The sequence below is a fragment of the Pseudomonas sp. C6002 genome, from assembly GCF_013385805.1.
Taxonomy (GTDB): Bacteria; Pseudomonadota; Gammaproteobacteria; order Pseudomonadales; family Pseudomonadaceae; genus Aquipseudomonas.
This window is the reverse complement of the sequence record NZ_JACAPH010000020.1, coordinates 10,764-29,224: the sequence shown is the minus strand read 5'-3', so window position 1 is coordinate 29,224 and position 18,461 is coordinate 10,764. Positions and strand designations below refer to the sequence as shown.

Genomic DNA, 18,461 nt, shown 5'->3' with positions numbered 1-18,461 from the left:
AGGCAGGCGAACACGGCCCGGACACAAGGTTGGAACAGCTGAAATTACATTTGGGAAATCACCTACCTCGCAGGTAATCAAGGCCTACAAAAAATCGTCGGACTCAATACCCCGTCATCTCCAGATACCCCACCCCACCCTGAAATTTCACCGGCCCCTCCCAGTAAGGAATGCTCAGGTTCATCCAGGCCTTTGGGTTGACCGCTTCCGTGGTGATATCCAGATGTTTGCCCGGGATCTTCAATGACCACTGGGTGGGAATGCTGCGCCCATCAATGGCAGTCGTGCCCAGCGGCGTCAGTTGAATATCCTGGTTGTGCAGGGTCTGTGTGTGGCCCTCTTTGTCGATCCAGGTGCCGGTCAGGTAGGACGGTCCGTCTTTCTGCCGCACCCGAAACAGCATCAATTGCTCGCCACTGTCCAGGTGCAGGGAGAACCAGTCCCAGCCAGTCTGGCTGGCGGTCAGGGGCTGGCTGCTCCATTCGCGATCGAGCCAGGCGTTGCCGGTGACTTGGTAAGATTTTCCATCGATGGTCACGCGGCCATCTGCCTGGAAAAACGGCTGGCTGTAGTAGTACGACGCCTGGCCCTGGTCGGACTTGCGGCTGTAGCCGTTATCCCCCTGGAGCACCAGCGGGCGGCTGGAGGTCAGGTGCAGGTCGTAGTTGAAATGCTCGCCTGCAGCCTTGAGTTGCATGTCCGCCAGGGGGCTGGCTGCACCGGGGCGGGTGGCGAAATTCCAGTCATCGATCCAGGCATTGAACGGCACCGCCTGGGCCCCCGCCTGCCCCACGCCGCCGCGGGCGTAGCGTTCGCTGGCGTAATGGCGGGTGGCCGAGGTGACGGCGGCGTGGCCGAGCCAGATCGTCGAGTCGTGCCAGCCGGGTTGTGTCGGGCCGGCCTTGAGTGCGTTGCGAAACAGCGTCCATTGCACGCCGTAGGCATTGCCCTCGGCATCCTTGAGGTTGGCGGTGAGGTACCACCATTCGATGCGATAGCCGTCATGGGGGCCATGGTCCTGGGGAAAGCTGAAGACCTTGCCGGGCACCACCTGGGCAAAGTCCGCGGCCTGGCTGCCCAGTCCGGCGAAGCTTTCTTCAGGTGCAGGTGGTTTGTCGCAGGCGCCCAGCAGCAGGAACGTCGCCCATAGCAGGCACTTAATCTTCATTGGCAAAGGTCCTCAGCAAATCCGCCGGGCGACTGCGGTACAGCTGCCACAACGGCCAGGCCGAAGCCAGCAAGGTGGCCAGCATCGCCAGACCCAGCAGTTGCGCCAGTTGCCCCGGGAACACCTGCAACGGCAGGCGCCAGCCGAAGGCCTGGACGTTGATCACCACGTCCAGGCACCACGCCAGCAGCAAGCCCAGCGGCAACGCCAGCACCAGGGTCAGCACCGCCAGCAGCCAGGTCTGGCCGAGGTTGAGCAGCATCAATTGGCGTCGTGTCACGCCCAGCGCCCACAGCGGGGCCAACTGGCCGAGGCGGCTTTGGCTCTGGGTCAGCAGGCTGATAAACAACGCCACGCCGGCGACGCCCAGGGTCAGGCTGTTAAGGGCGGCGGTGGCGGCAAAAGTTCGTTCGAATACCTGGCTCGACCAGCCCTTGAGCTGCTGCTGATCGACGATGCGGCTGTCTTCGAGGGCAAACCGTTCCTGTACTGCACGCACCAGCGGCGGCACGTTGCCCGGCAAAACCCGCAGGTTGAAACGCGCCGGCGACAATCCCGGCCAGTGCTGCAACAGGTGCCGCGAATTCACCAGCAAGTGGCCCTTGGGGTTGCCGTAGTCGGCATAAATCCCCACGACCTTCGGCGACCATGGACCTTGGGGCGTGGGGATGCTGACCACATCGCCCAGCCGCACCTTGAGCCGGCGTGCCATTTGCTCACTGAGCATCAGGCTGTCGTCCTGCAACAACTGGCTCCATGGGTTCGCCGCCGCTTCCAGCAGCGGCCAATGCTGGCGATAAGTAGGGTCGTCGACCACGCCGAACAGGTCAGCCGGCCACCCCTGCAACTGCACCGCAACCTGCCAGGTCGGCAGCACTGTCTGCACCAGGGGCTGCTGTACCAGCCAGGTTTGCAGCGCCTCGGCCTGGGCCGGGTTTTGCGGGTTGAGGTACAACTCGGCGGTCAGGCGTTGTTCCAGCCAGTTGTTGAAGGTCTGGCGAAAGCCCGAGGTCATCGAGCCCGCGCCGATATTGGCGGCCAACGCCAGCAGCAAGGCCATCAGCGCCAGGCTCAGGGCCGGCAACTGCTGGCGGCAATCGGCGAGAAACCATTGCCCCAGCACCGAACGGCTGCGCCCCAATACCGCCTTGAGCACGCCATTGAGCACCACCGGCAAGCCCAGCGCAGCGCCCAGCAACAAGGCCGCCATCAATACAAAACCACTGGCCAGGCTGTCGCCAAATACCAGTGCCAACAGCGCAACCAGTAAGGCCGAACCCGCCACCCAGCCCTGGCGTCGCAGCCAGCGCCCATGGGCCTGGTGCCAGGCCTGGGCATTGGCCAGCGCCAACAACGGCAAACGCGCCGCCCGCCACAGGCTGCTGGCCCCGGCGAGCAACGCGCCGAGCAAACCCAGGCCCAGGCCACTGAGCCACCACAGCGGGCTGAGGCTCAGTTGGCCGGGCAACTCGGCGCCATACAGGCCGCGCAAGCTGGCGGCTACATCCGGCAGCAACAGGCTGGCCAGCAAGTACCCGCTGGCCACGCCCGCCAGGCCACCCAGCACGGCCAGGCCACCGAGTTCCACCGCCAGGCTGAGGATCAGCATCCGCGCACTGACCCCGCACGCCCGCAAGGTTCGCAGCAGGCCGCGCCGCTGCTCCAGCGCCAGGCCGATGGCGGCATGCACGATAAACAGGCCCACCACAAAGGACAGAAAGCCCAGCGCATCGAGGTTCAGATGGAAGCTTTCAGTGAGGCGCGCGAGGTTGTTTTCCTCGGCCTGCTTGAGCTGCAGTTGCGCGCCCAGTTCCGGCGGCAGAGCGGGATGCGCGGCGGCAAAGGCCTTGTCCAGCAGCAACCGCGACAGGCGTTGGGGCATGTCCAGCAGCGGTTGGGCGAAGCCGATATCGGTCAGTAAGACGCCGGGGGCCATGTCCGCTTGAACATGCAGCGGCGGCAGCGCCAGCCCGGCGGCTGTCAGCGGCTGGTCGCCCTCTTTCAGGCCCAGAGACTGCAAGGTCTGCGGCGCGATCCAGGTGCGTCCCGGCGGGTTGAAGAACGCGACCATCTGCGCCCGGTCCAGGGTCTGCCCGGCCAGCGCGCCACCGCCGGGCAACGACACCGGGTCGATGCCCATCACTTGCAGGCGCGGGTCTTCATGGCCCTTGAGCTGCACGCGGCCCTGCACCACCGGCGACACCGGCCACCCGGCGCGGCGCAGGTCGGCAAACAGCGCCTGGGGGAAGCTCGCACCGTCCGGCGCACTGAGGCTGGCCTGGGGTTCGCCGCCGATCAGCTGGCTGGCCCGCGCGTAGCTGTCCCGCGCCTGGCTGTTGAGGGCTTGCACGCCGGTCAACAGCGCGGTGGCCAGCCACAGGCCAGTGAGCACACTGAAGAATTGCACAGGGTGGCGACGCCAATGGCTGAGCAGCGCGCGCAGTGTCCAGTGGAAGACGCGCATGTCAGCGGGCGTCCGCAGCGAGTACCTGGCCGCGATGCAACACCACCTGCTGGTCAAGGCGCGCCGCGATGCGCGGGCTGTGGGTGACCATCAGCAAGCTGGTGGGGCTGTCCCGCAGCAGGTCCAGCAGCAGTTGCAGCACTTCGTCACTGGTGCCTTCGTCGAGGTTACCGGTGGGTTCGTCCGCCAGCAGCAAGCCGGGGCGCGACGCCAGGGCTCGTCCTACCGCTACCCGTTGCTGCTGGCCGCCGGACAGTTGTTCGGGGTAACGCCTGAGCAAGTCACCCAGGCCGAGTCGCTCCACAAGCTGCGCTTGCCACGCCGGATCGAGGCGCCCGGCCAGGCGCGCCTGGAAGGCCAGGTTGTCTTCGACCCGCAGGCTGCCGATCAGGTTGAACTGCTGGAACACCAGGCCGATCTCGGTGCGACGCCAGTGGGCCAGTTGCGCCTCACTCATCTGGTCCAGGCGCTGGTCGCCGACCTGGATGCTGCCACGGTCGACCTGGTCGAGCCCGGCCACCAAATGCAGCAGCGTGCTTTTGCCACTGCCCGACTCACCCATCAACGCCAGGCTGCTGCGCGCTCCCAGGTACAGGTCGACACCCGCCAGCACGGTCAACGGCCCCTGCGGCGTGCCATAACTCTTGAATACCCCTTGTACCTGCAGCATCACCCCTCCCCACAAGCTTCTGGACTTAAGCCGGAGAATAACGGTTGTCACATTTTTATGTCACAACCATGGGCAAAAGGAGCGCCCCATGACCCCTGCAAATTTTTCACATCGATTTCACCCGGCCGCCACCTGCTGCACTTTAAATTGCCGTCCATGGGCAGATAACAGGCTGGTTATTTCAAACGCCCGTTAGTGCAAGTGAACAATTTTTTATATCGGTATGTTCAGCAAAAAGACAGCGCCCCTGTGACACGCTTTTGCATATTCCTGCATCAGCGCTACTCACTTGGCGCCTGCCTAACTTGCCGCTGCCAGTTACCGGATTAACGCCTGGAAGTTACCAATGGTGAATAGTGTGGTTGACCTGACCCTGAGCAAGTCTCGCTCGCGCTGGGCATTTGTAAAACAGCTGAACAAACTGTGGCTGGGCGTGGCAGGTATCGTGATGATTAGCCTGGCAGTAACGGCGTTCATCTGGTGGCCAAGATCGCCGCTGGACCTGGGCGTGGGCCACCGCCTGCTCACCTCCGGAACCCTGGAAGCCTGGCGTAACGGAGACCTGGTGGTGCTGGTCCGCCATGAGGAACGCTGTGACCGCTCCAACAACCCTTGCCTGGGCCCGGCAGACGGCCTGACCACGCTCGGCTCGTTGTCTGCCAGTGCCGTGGGCAAGGCCTTCCAGACCCTGGGCATGGAAAACACCGACGTACTGAGCAGCCCCACCACCCGCACCGCGCAGACCTCGCTTTTCATGTTCGGCAAGGCCGAATTGTCACCCGGGCCCCTGGCCATCTGCGGCCCTGCCATCGGCGAGGAACTGCGCCCGCATAAACACGCGGACCGCAACCTGCTGGTGGTCACCCACAGCGCCTGCATCAGCGACTTCGAGGAGGCATTGGGCTACTCACACGCTGCCCATGCTGAATACGGCAGTGCATTGTTTGTAAAGCTGCTGCCCGATGGCAAGTTCAAGGCGCTGGGTATTTTGAACAGTAAGGACTGGGCCGCCGTGCTTAAACAACTTTAGAACACTTCTTAACATTTAATCATTCAAGTTCGTTCAGCAAAAAGACAGCCAGACCGTGGCATCGTCTATGGTTTTAATTGAATTTTTGTCAAAAATTTATTAGCCCACTAACTTTTCACAAGTTAACAACATGACGATGACCTTCGATGACTTATTGGACGCCACACGTTTAACGAGCTTGACTGGGGCACAGCGATATTCAGTTTCGCCCCCCCACTAACAGACTGTTTAAGGAATAACGTTCTGTGCCGCATTTCTACCCGACCAAGACCACCCTCCACCCCTCGCGCATGGCTGATCCAGCGCTCGCGCTGATCTACCGTCAATACCGCTTGAGAGTGCAATATTCATGACCCGCCTTAAACCATTGCCCGTATTACTACTGGCATTCGTGATGTTCTATCTACTGCCACTGGGCCTGCATGGCCTATGGATTCCTGACGAAACCCGCTACGCCCAGATCAGCCAGGAAATGCTCATCAGCGGCGACTGGGTGGCACCGCACTTCATGGGCGTGCGCTATTTCGAAAAACCCGCCGCCGGCTACTGGCTCATTGCACTGGGCCAGGCGTTGTTCGGTGAAAACCTGTTCGGCGTGCGCATCGCTTCCGCCCTGACCACCGGCCTGAGCGTCGTGCTCGCCTACCTGATCGCCCGCCGGCTGTGGAACGACCCGCGCAAGAGCTTCGCCTGCGCGCTGCTCTACATGAGTTTCGGCCTGGTGGCCGGGCAAGCCGGTTATTCCAACCTGGATCCGCAATTCACCTTTTGGGTCAACCTGAGCCTGGCGGCGCTGTGGTTTGCCCTCGACAGCTCCACCCCCCGTGCGCGCCTCGCCAGCTGGACGTTGTTGGGTGTGGCCTGCGGCATGGGTTTCATGACCAAGGGTTTCCTCGCGTGGTTGCTGCCGGTGTTGATCGCCCTGCCTTACATGCTCTGGCAACGTCGCCTGGGGGAACTGCTGCGCTACGGGCCGCTGGCGATTCTGGTGGCGGCCGTGGTGTGCCTGCCCTGGGCGCTGACGATCCACCTGCAGGAACCGGACTACTGGCGTTTCTTCTTCTGGCACGAGCACATCCGCCGGTTCGCCTCCGACAATGCCCAGCATGCACGTCCCTGGTGGTTCTACCTGCCGCTGATGGTGGTGTCGTGCCTGCCATGGGCGGCGCTGCTGCCGGCGACACTGTGCAAGGCCTGGAAGGAAAAGCGCCAACCGGCCATCGTCTTCCTGGCGCTGTGGTTGCTGCTGCCCCTGGGCTTTTTCAGCCTGAGCAACGGCAAGCTGCCGACCTACATCATGCCGTGCCTGCTGCCGCTGGCGTTGCTGATGGGCCATGCGTTGATCGACCTGCTGGCCAACGCCCGCACCCGCACGCTGCGCGTCAATGGCCTGCTCAACCTGGGCATCGGCCTCGCGGCGATGGTGACGCTGATCTACCTGCAAATCGACCGGCCGTTGTACGGCAACAGCCACAGCGAGATGTTCAACCTGTCCCTGACGTTCATCGTGCTGATGGGCTGGATGCTCGCCAACCTGCTTCAAGCCTTCCGCCCACTGGCGCTGTGGGCGATGCCGGCGTTGGGCATTGGCCTGCTGGTGGCGCTGTTGCCCGCCGGCATGCCGGCGGTGGTCGAAGATAACCAGATGCCTGACCAGTTCGTGCTCCAGCACCTGGACGAGCTCCAAAAGACCCAAGCGCTGCTGAGCAACGAACTGGAATCGGCGTCGGCCCTGGCATGGCGCCTGCGGCGGCCGGAAGTGACGCTCTACAACACCGAAGGCGAACTGCGCTACGGCCTGCAATACGCCGACTCGATGCACCGCAAGGTGGATCTCGACAGCGTTCAAGCCTGGCTCAAGCAGGCGCGCCAGCAAGGCCCGGTGGGCGTGCTGATGCGGGTCAGGAGCACCAGCGAAATGCGCGAAGCCGGCCAGCTGCCGTTGGGGGGCAAGCGTTATTACAAGGGTGACCTGGAGATCATCATCTACCCGCAATTGCCGTAACACAGGCGCCCTAATGTGGGGTGACCCCATTCAACACTCATCCCACATCGGAACCGCTCCATGAACTTCTGGAAAACCGAACGCGGCGCCCTGCTGCTGCTCCTGGGCGTGTCGGCCCTGATCCTGCTGCTGGGCCTGGGCGCCCGCGACCTGTGGGGCCCGGAAACCCGCTGGGCGAACATCACCCTGCAGATGCTGCAAAGCGGCGACTACTTCGACCCGTACCTCAAGGGCACCCCGTACTACGACAAACCCTTGCCGTCGTATTGGCTGATCACCGGGTTTGCCAACCTGATGGGCGGCCTGGGGCCGTGGTCGTTGCGCTTGTCATCGGTGATCTCGGCGTGGCTGAGCATCTGGCTGGTGTACCTGATCGGCGAGCAACTGTTCCGCAAAGGCACCGGCCTGATTGCCGGCTGGATGCTCGCGACCACCTTCTACTTCCTCTTCTGGGCCCGGGTGGCCACGGCGGACGTGCTGACCGTATGCGGCGTGCTCGCCGCCGTCTGGTGGTATTGGCGCGGGCCGGACGATACGCGGCTGGGGCGCTACACGGTGTTCTTCCTGTTGCTGGCGGCGACGTCACTGTTCAAGGGCTTGATCGGTTTTGTGCTGCCGGGCCTGGTGTTGTTGCCGCACTTGCTCAGCGAACAGCGCTACAAACGCCACCTCAACCTGCGGCTGGTGCTGGCCGTGATCATTGCCGGGGCGTTCTACGCGATCCCGTTTGTGCTGTCCCACCTCTACGGCGCACCGACCTACGGTGCAAGCGGCCTGGAACTGGTGTTCCGGGAAAACGTGGTGCGCTTCTTCGACCCGTTCGACCATATGGGTCCGATCTACACCTACCTGATCTACCTGCCGGCCTACACCTTGCCCTGGGCGCCGTGCTGGGTGCTGGGCCTGTGGCTCGCCGTGCGGCATTGGCGCGACACCCCGCCCAACACCCGTTGGCTGGTGTGGGGGCTGGGCCTGCTGTTTGTGTTCTTCACCGCCAGTGGCAGCCGGCGCAGTTACTACGTGCTGCCGCTGGTGCCGTTCGCGCAGTTGCTGGCGGCGTGGTGGGTCAGTGAGCGTATCGCCCGCAAAGGCACGGTCGGCCGGGGTTGGTACCGTGGGTTCGGCATCGCTGCCGGGGTGATGCTGCTGGTACTCGGGGTGGTGTATCCGTGGACCAATGGCAATGGCGGCGTGACCCGTTTCGCCGAGGACGTTCAAGCGCAAGCAGTGAAAAGCGCGCCATGGAACGCGTGGCAGATGGTGATGGTGGAAGTCGACAACAAGGTACCGATGTACCTGCAAAATCACGGGACGCCGTTCTACTACGTTGCCGAAACCCAGGACTTCCCGCGCCAGGGCGACAGTGCGGCGTTCATGGGCTGGCTGGAAAAAACCAGCGGCCGCACCTTTGATCCCAAGCGCACAATTATTGTCGCGCAGTCCACCAAGGATGACCCGACGCCGCTGGCCTACCTGGGCAACGATCATCAGGTCATCACTACCCAGCCGGACAATGGTGAACGGTTGTTCCACAAGCGTGACGGTGGCAGCGTGGCATTTGTGCCCAACGCCGCGCCGTAGCACTGGCGGCATGGGGCGGGCATTGCTAGTGTGGCGCGCTTAAGCCACCGTCCGAGCCCGGCCCGCCATGCCCTACTCTTCCCTTTCTCTTGCCGCCCTGAGCCTGATCGTGCTCGCCACGCCGGTAGCGGCAGACACGCCGATGCCGGCCAACATGGTTTACCTGCGCAGCCTCGACCCGAGCATCGCCCAGGACATTCGCTACGCCAGCCCCCACAACTTCACCGGAGCGCCGCTGGACGGCTACAACGCAGCCGAATGCGTGCTGTCTGCCGACGCGGCAAAGGCACTGGTACGGGTCCAGGCCGAGTTGGCCAGGCAGGGTTACGGCTTGAAGGTCTTCGACTGCTATCGTCCCAGCCGTGCCGTGGCGAACATGGGCCGCTTCGCCAGCCTGCCGGGGGATCCGGCCAAGGCCGAGTTCTACCCCCGGGTGAACAAGCAGGATTTCTGGCGCCTGGGCTACGTGGCCAAGGTTTCCAACCACTCCCGGGGCGCGGCAGTGGACGTGACCCTGACCGGTCCCGATGCGCGGCCAGCTCAGGCCTGGAGCGCCGACACCGCGGCGGTGGATTGCGCCGCCGGTTACGGTCGACGCTTGCCCGATGGCGGCCTGGACATGGGCACCGGTTTTGATTGCTTCGACGAAATGGCCCACACCAACAGCCCCCACATCAGCCAGGCGGCACGCCAGAATCGCCAACGGTTGAGCGCTGCGATGGCCAAGGAAGGCTTTACCGGTTATGCCGGCGAATGGTGGCACTTCACCTACAGCCGCAATCCGGTGCGGGCCGAGCCGATGGACTTCCCTATCGAACCGCTGCGGTAACATCACAACACAGCTTCAGCTTGATAAAGCCCGGGGCAAAAACTAGCGTTTGAGGTTTCCCTCTTTTCAAGGACTGAACGCCGTTGAACACGCTCATCAAAACCTGCGCGGCGCTGCTGACGCTGCTTTCAAACGTGGCACTCGCGCAAATCCCCGAGACCAGCCGGCAACTGATCGTGGTCACCACCCCGGGCTGGAACGCCCTCCAGGGCACCGCACAACGCTATGAGCGGCACGGGCAAGGCTTTCAGAAAGTCGGCGAACCCTTTGCCATCGTGGTCGGTAAAAACGGCATGGCGTGGGGCACCGGCCTTACGACGCCCACCCCCGACCAGCAGCCCCTCAAGCATGAAGGCGATGGCAAGGCCCCGGCCGGCATCTTCAAACTCGGCGGTGCCTTCGGCTACGCCCCCACCGCTGACACCCGCTTGCCTTACGCGGCCAGTACCGCCACCCGCGAATGCGTGGATGACAGCCAGTCCAGCCATTACAACACCCTGGTGGACAGCTCGGCGGTGAACAAGGACTGGACCAGTTCCGAGCGGATGCTGCGCAAGGACCAGCTGTACCGCCAGGGGATTTTTGTCGAGCACAACACACCGGCTTTGGCCAACGGCGGCTCGTGTATTTTCCTGCATATCTGGCGCAGCGTCAGTTCGGGAACATTGGGCTGCACGGCGATGGACCCGGTGAATATCCAGGCGTTGTTTGCCTGGCTGGACCCGCGAGAAAACCCGCTGCTGGTGCAACTGCCCGCCGCGCAGTACGACCTCTACCGTGAGCGCTGGAAACTGCCGTCCCGCTGAGCTGACAGCAGGCGCTGAAATGCGGCCAATACCTCATCGGGTTTTTCCAGCATGAGTTGGTGGCCGCATTCGGGCAACAACTGATACTCGGCATTGGGCAAATGCCGGGCGAGTGCTTCGCCGCCGCTGGCCGGGGTCAGGCCGTCGGTGTCGCCGGCCAGCACACTCACAGGCAGGGTCAGGGTGAGCAGTGCATTGGCGTCTGGCCATTGGACGTTTTTCATCAGGGCCTTGAACATGTACAGCGGGTTGCGCTCGGTGAGTTTTTCTTCGTAGGCGACCAGTGCGGGGTCGGCCTTGGCGTTCCATGCGGCCTGGCGGAAACCTTTGGCCAGCAGTGGGCGCAGCCATTCCAGGAGCCATGCGGGTAGACGCATCAGGCCGCCGCTCCGGCTGATGCTGTGGAGTCGGGTGCCCAGCAGCAATACGGCTTCGATGGGGATCGCGGGTTTGGCCAGCAAGGCGCTCAGGGTCAGGCCAGTGCCGAAGGAGTGGGCGACGATGAGGTTGCGGGAGCCGCCGTAGCGCCTGAGGATTTCCAGGTAATCGGCGACCAGTTCGGGCCAGGCGTAGGCCTCGGGGTTGCGGGGTTTTGCGCTGGCGCCGTGGCCGAGCAGGTCCCAGGCGACCAGACTGTAGCCTTGGGTTTTCAGGGATTGCCATTGGTGGCGCCACTGGTCCTTGTTGCCGCCGGCGCCGTGGCAGAAGAACACTACCGTGTCGGGTTGGGTGGTGCCCGCGTGATGGGTGATGCTCAGGTGACGGTTGGGGCGGATTTCCAGTGGTTGGCCCTGGATCACTGGCAGTTCGGTGAAAGAGGTCGGCATGGAGGTTTCTCAATAAGTGAAAGGGTTGAGTGTGGTGAAGCAACAGCAAAATCAAAGGTGGACACGATCCAAATGTGGGAGCGGGCTTGCTCGCGAAGGTCGTTAACGATAACGCGAACATCCTGATTCAACGCGGCGCTCTCAGGTTCTTCGCGAGCAAGCCCGCTCCCACATAAAGCGGCTCTGCTTTTGCTCTAACACTCAGGTCGCCTTTGCCGCTTTTGCAATGTGACTCGCTGTAAGAGCGAAACCATAGGTGGCCGTTACCTGAATAACGGATATGCCCCCAACCCCAACACCCCAAGTCAGATGGCCTCAGCCATCAACAACTCCCGCGTATAAGGATGCCGCGCATCAGCAAACAGCGCCGCCGTCTCCCCCTGCTCCACCACCCTCCCCTGACGCATCACCGCAATCCGGTCACACAACCGCGCAGCCACCCGCAAGTCATGAGTAATAAACACAATGCTCAACCTGAACCGCCGCTGCAGCGACTCCAGCAACTCCAGAATCTGCACCTGGATCAGCGCATCAAGCGCCGACACACACTCATCAGCGATCAACACCTTAGGCTCCACCGCCAACGCCCGGGCGATCCCTATGCGCTGCCGTTGCCCCCCGGAAAACTCATGAGGAAACCGCTCAAACGCCGCTGCCGGCAACCCCACCAACCCCAGCAACTCACGGGCCCGCCGCTCGGCATCCGCCTTGGAAACCCCCTGCACCAAAGGCCCAGTCATAACAATCTGCCCCACCGTCTGCCGCGGATTGAGCGAGGCAAACGGATCCTGGAAAATCATCTGCACATCACTGCGCAACGCTCGCAGCCGCCCTTCAGACAACCCCGCGACCTCCCGCCCCAACCACTCGATCCGCCCGCTGTCAGCACGCAGCAAACGCACCAGGCACCGACCCAGGGTCGACTTGCCCGACCCCGACTCCCCCACAATCCCCAACGTCTCGCCTTCACGCAATTGCAGCTGAACCGCATCCAACGCCTGAGTCGTACGCCGCCCCCACCAACCGCTGCGGCTGCGGAACACCTTGCCCAGCGCTTCGGCCTTCAGCACCACAGGGCCAGCCACCTGCGTACGTGGCACCAGCGGTTGCGCCGACACCGCCGCCAACAACTGCCGGGTGTAATCTTCCCGGGGCACACGCAACACCGCCGGGGCCGTGCCCTGCTCCACCACCCGGCCCTTTTCCAGCACCAGCACCCGGTCGGCAATCGCCTCGACCACGGCAAAGTCGTGGGTGATAAACAACAGTGCCATGCCCTTGTCCTGCTGGATCTTGCGCAGCAGGTCGAGAATCTGCGCCTGGGTGGTCACGTCCAGCGCCGAGGTCGGCTCATCGGCAATCAACAGCGCCGGATCAAACGCCAGGGCCATGGCGATCACCACCCGCTGACGCTGCCCGCCAGACAGTTCAAACGGATACGCCAGTCGCAAGCGCTCAGGGTCGGGCAAGCCGACATAACCGAGCAAATCCACCACCCGCTGACGCCGCACCCGTGCCGCCGCCACGCCATGGGCGCGCAGGGTTTCATCGATCTGTTGGCCCACCCGCAACAGTGGGTTGAGGGCGCTCATGGGCTCCTGGAATACCATGCTGATATCCCGCCCGCGCAGTTGGCGCATGGCCTCTTCGCTGCGGTCGGCCAGGTCTTCGTCGCGAAACACCAGGCGCCCGCTTTCCACCTTCAGCGGGGCCGGCAACTGGCGCAGCAAAGCCTTGGCCAGCATTGACTTGCCGGAACCGGATTCACCTACCACACACAAGCATTCGCCACTGCTCAGTTGCAGCGACAGGTCATACAGCGCATGGCTGCGATCCGCACCGGCCGGCAAGGCGATACGCAAATGTTCAACACTCAACAACGTCATAGCGACCTCCCGGGCTCAAAGGCCACACGCAAACCTTCACCGACTCGATTGACCGCCAGCACGCACAGCACAATCGCCAACCCCGGCAGAAAGCTCATCCACCAGGCGTCCCGCAGCAAGCCACGGGAGGCATTGATCATGTAGCCCCAGCTCATGGCTTCCGGGTCGCTCAAGCCGAGAAACGCCAGGGCCGCTTCGGTGAGGATCGCCGTGGCCATGACAAAGGTCATGGTCACCAGCAGCGGCGCCAGGGCGTTGGGCAGGATCTGCTGGGCGATGATCCCCAGCGGCGACTGCCCCAGCACACGCGCGGCCTGCACGAATTCGCGCTGGCGCAGGGTCAGGAACTCACTGCGCACCAACCGCGCCACCGCCGGCCACGCTACGAGTGCGATGGCCAGCACGATGGAGAACAGGGACGGCTCAAGGATCGCCACCAGGATCACCGCCAGTACCAGTTGCGGAATGATCTGGAAGAACTCGGCAATGCGCATCAGCACACCGTCGAGCCAGCCACCGAAATAGCCGGCGACCGCGCCGACCAGCAGGCCCACCACCAGGGTCGCCAGGCTGGCCAGCGCCCCCACGGCCAGGGACACCCGCGCGCCGTACAGCAGGCCACTGGCGAGGTCGCGACCGAGCAGGTCACTGCCCAGCCAATGGGCCGGGTCGTGGAATGGCGCGAGCATCGGCGGGCTGTTCATCTCCCATGGCGAGCTGCTGGTCAGCCAGGGGGCGGCGATCGCCAACAGCGTCAGCAGCAGCAAAAACAGCGCACCGATCAACGCCGCAGGCTGGCGCACAAAACGTCGGAAAACCAGCATCAGCCTTGCACTCCTGCACCGATACGCGGGTCGAGAAAACGACAGATCACATCGGTCAACACGTTAAAGCCCACCACTAGAATCGAGATCACCAGGAAACCGCCCATCAACACACCGTAGTCACGCTGGGCCAGCGAGTCGTACATCAAGCGACCAATCCCCGGCCAGGAATACACCACCTCCACCAGCAACGCGCCGCTGGCCAACTGGCCCAGTTGCAAACCGGCAAAGGTCACCACCGGCAACAGCGCATTGCGCAGCACATGCACGTACAAAATCCGCCGCGGGTGCAGGCCCTTGGCGTGGGCGGTGCGCACGTATTCCTGGCCAAGGGCGTCGAGCACGGCGGCGCGGGTCAGGTGGATATACAAGGCGAGAAACAGCACGCTCAACGACACGCACGGCAGCAGCAGGTGCTTGAGCCGGTCGAGCAGGGAAAAGTCCTGTGCCACCGTTTCCATGCCAAACGCCGGCAACCAATCGAGGCTGACGGAGAACAACAGGATCAGCAGCATCGCCAGCCAGAATGGCGGCATCGCATACAGCAGCAATGCGCCGTGGGAGATCACGCCATCCAGCCAGTGACGCTTCTGTCGGGCCCGGGCGGCCAACGTCCCCAGGGTGACGCCAAGCACCGACGAGAGCAAAAATGCCGAGCCCATCAGGGCCAGTGTTGCCGGCAAGCGCTCGGCAATCAGCGACCACACCGAGGTCTGGTTGCGGTAGGAATAACCCAGGTCCAGATGGGCGATATTGCCCAGGTAGATCAGCAACTGCGTGAGCAACGGCTTGTCCAGGCCCATGGCCTGGCGCAAGTGTTCGATGAACTGCACATCGTCCACCCCCGCCTCGCCGGCCAACAGCAGCGCCGGGTCACCCGGCGCCAGGCGGATCAGTAAAAAGCCCAGCACCAGCACCGCCACAATCATCAACAGTGCCTTGAGCAGGCGACCGCTGAAATACAGCAACCCGTTCATGGTGCAGGCGCGTCGAGGTAGACGCTTTCGTAGTCTTCGTTAAGGCTGGTGGCGGTTTGCAGCAGGTTCTTCACCTCTTTGTGGAACAGTGTCGGGTAGCGCATTTCGAAGATCGGCGCGATCGGCAGGTCGGTGTTCAGCACGTTTTCCAACTGGCTATAGAGCCTGGTGCGTTCCGGGCCTTCCGGGGTGTTGGCGACCTGGGTCCACAGGGCATCGGCCTCGGGGCTGTTGTAGCCGCTGACGTTGGCAAATGGCGAAGTCTTGAGGATGTAGTCGGAGCGGTACAGGTAGGCGTTGGTCAGGTACGGGTCGCCGATCTGGAAGATGAAGTTGTAGGTCAGGTCGAAGTCCCAGTCGCTGACGCGCTGGAACCAGGTGGCGGCGTCGGACGTCACCACTTGTACCTTGAAGCCCAGCGGCTGCAGGGCTTGCTTGGTGTATTCGGCCAGGCGCTCCCAGGCACCGCCCTTCTCGCCGTTGAGCAGGCGAATCCGTACGGCGCCCACGTCCACGCCGGACTCGGCAATCAGCGCCTTGGCTTTTTTCACGTCATAGGTGTACTGCGGCAATTGCGGGTCGTGGTACGGCGAGGTGGACACGAACTGGCCGGGGGCAACCTTGCCCGAACCGAAGAAGATGTTGTCGACGATGAACTGGCGGTTCAGCGCATACAGGATCGCCTGGCGCACCTTGGGGTTGTTCAGCGGCGGCTTGCGCGTATTGATCTGCAGGAAGGCCAGGCCGGAATACAGCTCCCAGCCTTTTTCCGACGACTGCACGTCCGGCAAGGCGGTCAGGCGCTTGAGGTCGGAATAGTCGGCATCACCGCTGCGCAGCACCTGCACGTCGTTGCGCTCGAACGCCGCAGCGCGGGACGAGCCGTCCGGGATCACGTGGAAGATGATCGCATCCAGGTGTGGCAGGCCCTTTTTCCAGTAGTCGGGGTTCTTTGCCAGCTTGATATAGGCGCCGCGTTTCCACTCCACAAACACAAACGGGCCGGTGCCGACAGGCTTGAGGTTATAGGGGTTGTTGCGAAAGTCAGTGTTCTCGTAGAGGTGCTTGGGCACCACAGGCCGCAGCCCGCTGCCCAGGGCCGAGAGCAACGGCGCGAAGGGTTTCTTGAGCTGGAACACCACCTGCAGCGGGCCCTTCGCGGTGATGCTGTCGACGTACTCGGTGAAGACCCCGCCCAGGCGCTTGTCCACTTCGGGGTAGAAGGTCTGGAAGCTGAACACCACGTCATCGGCGGTGAACGCGTGGCCGTCATGCCAGCGCACGTTGTCCTGCAAATCGAAGGTGTAGGTCAGGCCATCGGGGGAAACGGTCCAGGCCTTGGCCAATACCGGTTTGGGTTTCAGGTCGGTGTCGAAGGTCAGCAGGCCCTGGAGGATCTTGCCGCTGACGTACTGGGTGGACACGTGGCTGACCACGCCGTGCATCAGCGACGGCGGTTCGGGTTGGGCCACCAGGTTCAGCACCCCGCCGTCATGGGGTTGCGCCTGAGCGGTGCCGGCCAGCAGCACGGCGCCAAGTCCCAGGTATGAAAGGACACGGCGAAAAGATAAAGGGCGCATGGAGACTCCTTGGCTAAGGTTTTGTCAGGGATTTAGCAAGGGCTGTGCCATGGGGCGACGGGCCGCGTTTGCGGGCATCACAGGCCTTGGCAGTGATGAAAAAACCACAGTGGCCGGGACGAGTGTGGAAAAAGCAACAGCCCGCCCTCTTGAGGAATGGTTGTGCGTAGCAGCTGCCGAGCCTTGGCGAGGCTGCGTCTGCGGTGTGTCAGATATGCCGCCAACGCAGCCTCGACAAGGCTCGGCAGCTGCTACGGTAAGGTTTGAAGTTTGAGGGCCCCATCACTGGCACAAGGTTTGCCCTTCTAACCGCTATCTGAACCCATGAGTTTGAAGCGCATGTCACTGGATTACCTGGGCAACCCCATCGACACCCTCAACCCCGCCACCCGTCAGGGCCTGGATGATTTCGTCGGCGGTTTTCTCGGCTATCAGCCCCGTGCCGAGGGCATCCTCGCGGTCGCCGATGCCGACCCCGACTCAGCATTGGCCAACGGATTTGCCGGCCTGCTGCTGATGTTTATCGAGTCGCCCGAGGGCCCTGTGCTGGCCGAGAAGTACCGTCAGCGGGCGGCGGCGGTGAATTCCCGGCATCCCCGGGCGCTCGTGTATCTGCAAGTGCTGCAAGCCTGGATCAACGACGAGCTGGATGAAGTGCTGCGCCTCAGCGAGCATCTGCTGGATCTTTATCCGCGGGACCTGCTTGCGGCCAAGCTCAACCAGTACCTGGAATTCAACCGGGGCAACTGGCCGGCGCTGCTGCGGATCGGTTTGAAAGCCACCGCCGGCGCGCCGGATATCGCCCACAGTCACGGGCTACTGGCGTTTGCGTATGAGCAGTGTCATTTGCTGGAGGAAGCCGAGGCCAGTGCGCTTGAGGCGTTGCGGTTGCAGGCGTCCGAGCCATGGGCCCATCACGCATTGGCCCATGTGATGCTGACCCAGGGGCGTATCGAGGAAGGCATCGGGTTTCTGGAGGGCGTGAAGCAGCACTGGGACGGGCTTAACTCGTTCATGTACACCCATAACTGGTGGCATCTCGCGTTGTTTTATCTGGGGCGCGGGGAGGATCAGCGGGTGCTGGAGATTTATGACCGGCATGTGTGGGGGATCTTGCCGGAGTACTCCCAGGATCAGGTGGGCGCGGTGTCATTGCTGGCGCGGCTGGAGCTGGCCGGGATTGATGTGGGTGGGCGGTGGCAGGCGTTGGCGCCCTACCTGCAGCGTCGGGTTGGGGATGCGGTACAGCCATTTTTGAGTGTGCAGTATTTGTATGGGTTGGCCCGGGCGGGCAAGCCTGAGGCGGATCAGTTGTTGGCGGCTTTGCGCAGGCACAGTGTGGAAGCGCGGCCGGTTTGGGGGGAAGTGACGTTGCCGTTGGCTGAGGGGTTGTTGGCGCATGCCCGGGGGGATGCCCGGCGGGCGTTGGAACAGCTGGGGATAGCGTTGCCGCGGCTGAATGAGATTGGCGGGAGTCATGCGCAGCGGGATTTGTTTGCGCAGGTGGAGCTGGACGCACGGTTGCGGGTTGGGGATTGGCTTGGGGCGCAGCAGACGTTGGAATTGCGCCGGCGGTATGACGGGCTGGATGTGCCGACGAACCGAGCTTTGGTGGTGGTGTATGAGGCTTTGGGGTTGCCTGGGGAGGCGCTGCGGGCGCGGGCGCGGATTGGGGGGATATCCGTTATTTAGGTGATGGCTTGTATTGGTTTCGCTTTTGCCCCACCACTCGGCACCTCGCTTCGGCCAGCGTGGTTTAACGGGGCGCCTAAGATCAAGATCAAAAGCAGATCAACAGCACAGCGGCCTCCCGG

The 18,461-nt window shown here is 63.0% G+C and carries 14 protein-coding genes; 6 read left to right on the top strand and 8 right to left on the bottom strand.

What is annotated here, in order from left to right; genetic code table 11:
- Positions 1-103 precede the first annotated feature (103 nt).
- From HX817_RS13765 to HX817_RS13755, 3 genes are read right to left on the bottom strand one after another with little or no spacing between them, the layout of a single operon-like run.
- A complete protein-coding gene (locus HX817_RS13765) occupies positions 104-1,168 on the bottom strand; it encodes a lipocalin-like domain-containing protein (RefSeq protein ID WP_102606242.1) in 1,065 nt (354 codons plus the stop codon).
- Positions 1,158-3,632, bottom strand: coding sequence for an FtsX-like permease family protein (locus HX817_RS13760; protein WP_177040379.1), 2,475 nt, complete (start codon positions 3,630-3,632; stop codon positions 1,158-1,160). The genes HX817_RS13765 and HX817_RS13760 overlap by 11 nt, the downstream gene beginning before the upstream one ends.
- 1 nt (position 3,633) lies before the next feature.
- A complete protein-coding gene (locus tag HX817_RS13755; protein WP_008431380.1) occupies positions 3,634-4,302 on the bottom strand; it encodes an ABC transporter ATP-binding protein in 669 nt (222 codons plus the stop codon).
- Positions 4,303-4,648: 346 nt separating this feature from the next.
- Here HX817_RS13755 and HX817_RS13750 point away from each other — a divergent pair, with 346 nt between their 5' ends.
- From HX817_RS13750 to HX817_RS13730, 5 genes are all read left to right on the top strand, one after another.
- The gene (locus HX817_RS13750; RefSeq protein ID WP_003210274.1) at positions 4,649-5,332 is read left to right on the top strand and encodes a histidine phosphatase family protein; all 684 of its coding nucleotides are present in this window, start codon (positions 4,649-4,651) and stop codon (positions 5,330-5,332) included.
- A 349-nt stretch (positions 5,333-5,681) separates the two neighbouring features.
- On the top strand, positions 5,682-7,337 hold the full coding sequence (arnT, locus tag HX817_RS13745) for a lipid IV(A) 4-amino-4-deoxy-L-arabinosyltransferase (RefSeq protein ID WP_177040378.1): 1,656 nt from the start codon (positions 5,682-5,684) through the stop codon (positions 7,335-7,337).
- A gap of 60 nt (positions 7,338-7,397) precedes the next feature.
- A complete protein-coding gene (locus tag HX817_RS13740; RefSeq protein WP_003210278.1) occupies positions 7,398-8,918 on the top strand; it encodes a glycosyltransferase family 39 protein in 1,521 nt (506 codons plus the stop codon).
- 67 nt (positions 8,919-8,985) lie between these two features.
- The gene (locus HX817_RS13735; RefSeq protein WP_177029207.1) at positions 8,986-9,747 is read left to right on the top strand and encodes a M15 family metallopeptidase; all 762 of its coding nucleotides are present in this window, start codon (positions 8,986-8,988) and stop codon (positions 9,745-9,747) included.
- Positions 9,748-9,830: 83 nt separating this feature from the next.
- A complete protein-coding gene (locus HX817_RS13730; protein WP_003210282.1) occupies positions 9,831-10,553 on the top strand; it encodes a L,D-transpeptidase in 723 nt (240 codons plus the stop codon).
- On the opposite strand, the gene HX817_RS13725 is transcribed toward HX817_RS13730, so the two are convergent.
- The 5 genes from HX817_RS13725 to HX817_RS13705 form a co-directional block, all read right to left on the bottom strand.
- Entirely contained in the window at positions 10,520-11,380 is an 861-nt protein-coding gene (locus HX817_RS13725; RefSeq protein WP_177040377.1) for an alpha/beta fold hydrolase, read from the bottom strand. The two genes, HX817_RS13730 and HX817_RS13725, sit on opposite strands and share 34 nt — an antisense overlap.
- 305 nt (positions 11,381-11,685) lie before the next feature.
- The gene (locus HX817_RS13720; RefSeq protein WP_177040376.1) at positions 11,686-13,266 is read right to left on the bottom strand and encodes an ABC transporter ATP-binding protein; all 1,581 of its coding nucleotides are present in this window, start codon (positions 13,264-13,266) and stop codon (positions 11,686-11,688) included.
- The gene (locus HX817_RS13715) at positions 13,263-14,090 is read right to left on the bottom strand and encodes an ABC transporter permease (RefSeq protein ID WP_134326222.1); all 828 of its coding nucleotides are present in this window, start codon (positions 14,088-14,090) and stop codon (positions 13,263-13,265) included. The genes HX817_RS13720 and HX817_RS13715 overlap by 4 nt, the downstream gene beginning before the upstream one ends.
- The gene (locus HX817_RS13710; RefSeq protein WP_003210290.1) at positions 14,090-15,067 is read right to left on the bottom strand and encodes an ABC transporter permease; all 978 of its coding nucleotides are present in this window, start codon (positions 15,065-15,067) and stop codon (positions 14,090-14,092) included. Before HX817_RS13710 ends, HX817_RS13715 begins: the two co-directional genes overlap by 1 nt.
- The gene (locus HX817_RS13705; protein ID WP_008431399.1) at positions 15,064-16,647 is read right to left on the bottom strand and encodes an ABC transporter substrate-binding protein; all 1,584 of its coding nucleotides are present in this window, start codon (positions 16,645-16,647) and stop codon (positions 15,064-15,066) included. The genes HX817_RS13710 and HX817_RS13705 overlap by 4 nt, the downstream gene beginning before the upstream one ends.
- Positions 16,648-16,986: 339 nt before the next feature.
- Here HX817_RS13705 and HX817_RS13700 point away from each other — a divergent pair, with 339 nt between their 5' ends.
- A complete protein-coding gene (locus tag HX817_RS13700; RefSeq protein WP_003210294.1) occupies positions 16,987-18,339 on the top strand; it encodes a tetratricopeptide repeat protein in 1,353 nt (450 codons plus the stop codon).
- Positions 18,340-18,461 lie beyond the last annotated feature (122 nt).

Bases quoted from the DNA above. Each gene is read 5' to 3' on its own strand.
- HX817_RS13765 (WP_102606242.1), bottom strand. From the start codon at position 1,168: ATGAAGATTAAGTGCCTGCTATGGGCGACGTTCCTGCTGCTGGGCGCC.
- HX817_RS13760 (WP_177040379.1), bottom strand. From the start codon at position 3,632: ATGCGCGTCTTCCACTGGACACTGCGCGCGCTGCTCAGCCATTGGCGT.
- HX817_RS13755 (WP_008431380.1), bottom strand. From the start codon at position 4,302: ATGCTGCAGGTACAAGGGGTATTCAAGAGTTATGGCACGCCGCAGGGG.
- HX817_RS13750 (WP_003210274.1), top strand. From the start codon at position 4,649: ATGGTGAATAGTGTGGTTGACCTGACCCTGAGCAAGTCTCGCTCGCGC.
- arnT (WP_177040378.1), top strand. From the start codon at position 5,682: ATGACCCGCCTTAAACCATTGCCCGTATTACTACTGGCATTCGTGATG.
- HX817_RS13740 (WP_003210278.1), top strand. From the start codon at position 7,398: ATGAACTTCTGGAAAACCGAACGCGGCGCCCTGCTGCTGCTCCTGGGC.
- HX817_RS13735 (WP_177029207.1), top strand. From the start codon at position 8,986: ATGCCCTACTCTTCCCTTTCTCTTGCCGCCCTGAGCCTGATCGTGCTC.
- HX817_RS13725 (WP_177040377.1), bottom strand. From the start codon at position 11,380: ATGCCGACCTCTTTCACCGAACTGCCAGTGATCCAGGGCCAACCACTG.
- HX817_RS13720 (WP_177040376.1), bottom strand. From the start codon at position 13,266: ATGACGTTGTTGAGTGTTGAACATTTGCGTATCGCCTTGCCGGCCGGT.
- HX817_RS13715 (WP_134326222.1), bottom strand. From the start codon at position 14,090: ATGCTGGTTTTCCGACGTTTTGTGCGCCAGCCTGCGGCGTTGATCGGT.
- HX817_RS13710 (WP_003210290.1), bottom strand. From the start codon at position 15,067: ATGAACGGGTTGCTGTATTTCAGCGGTCGCCTGCTCAAGGCACTGTTG.
- HX817_RS13705 (WP_008431399.1), bottom strand. From the start codon at position 16,647: ATGCGCCCTTTATCTTTTCGCCGTGTCCTTTCATACCTGGGACTTGGC.
- HX817_RS13700 (WP_003210294.1), top strand. From the start codon at position 16,987: ATGTCACTGGATTACCTGGGCAACCCCATCGACACCCTCAACCCCGCC.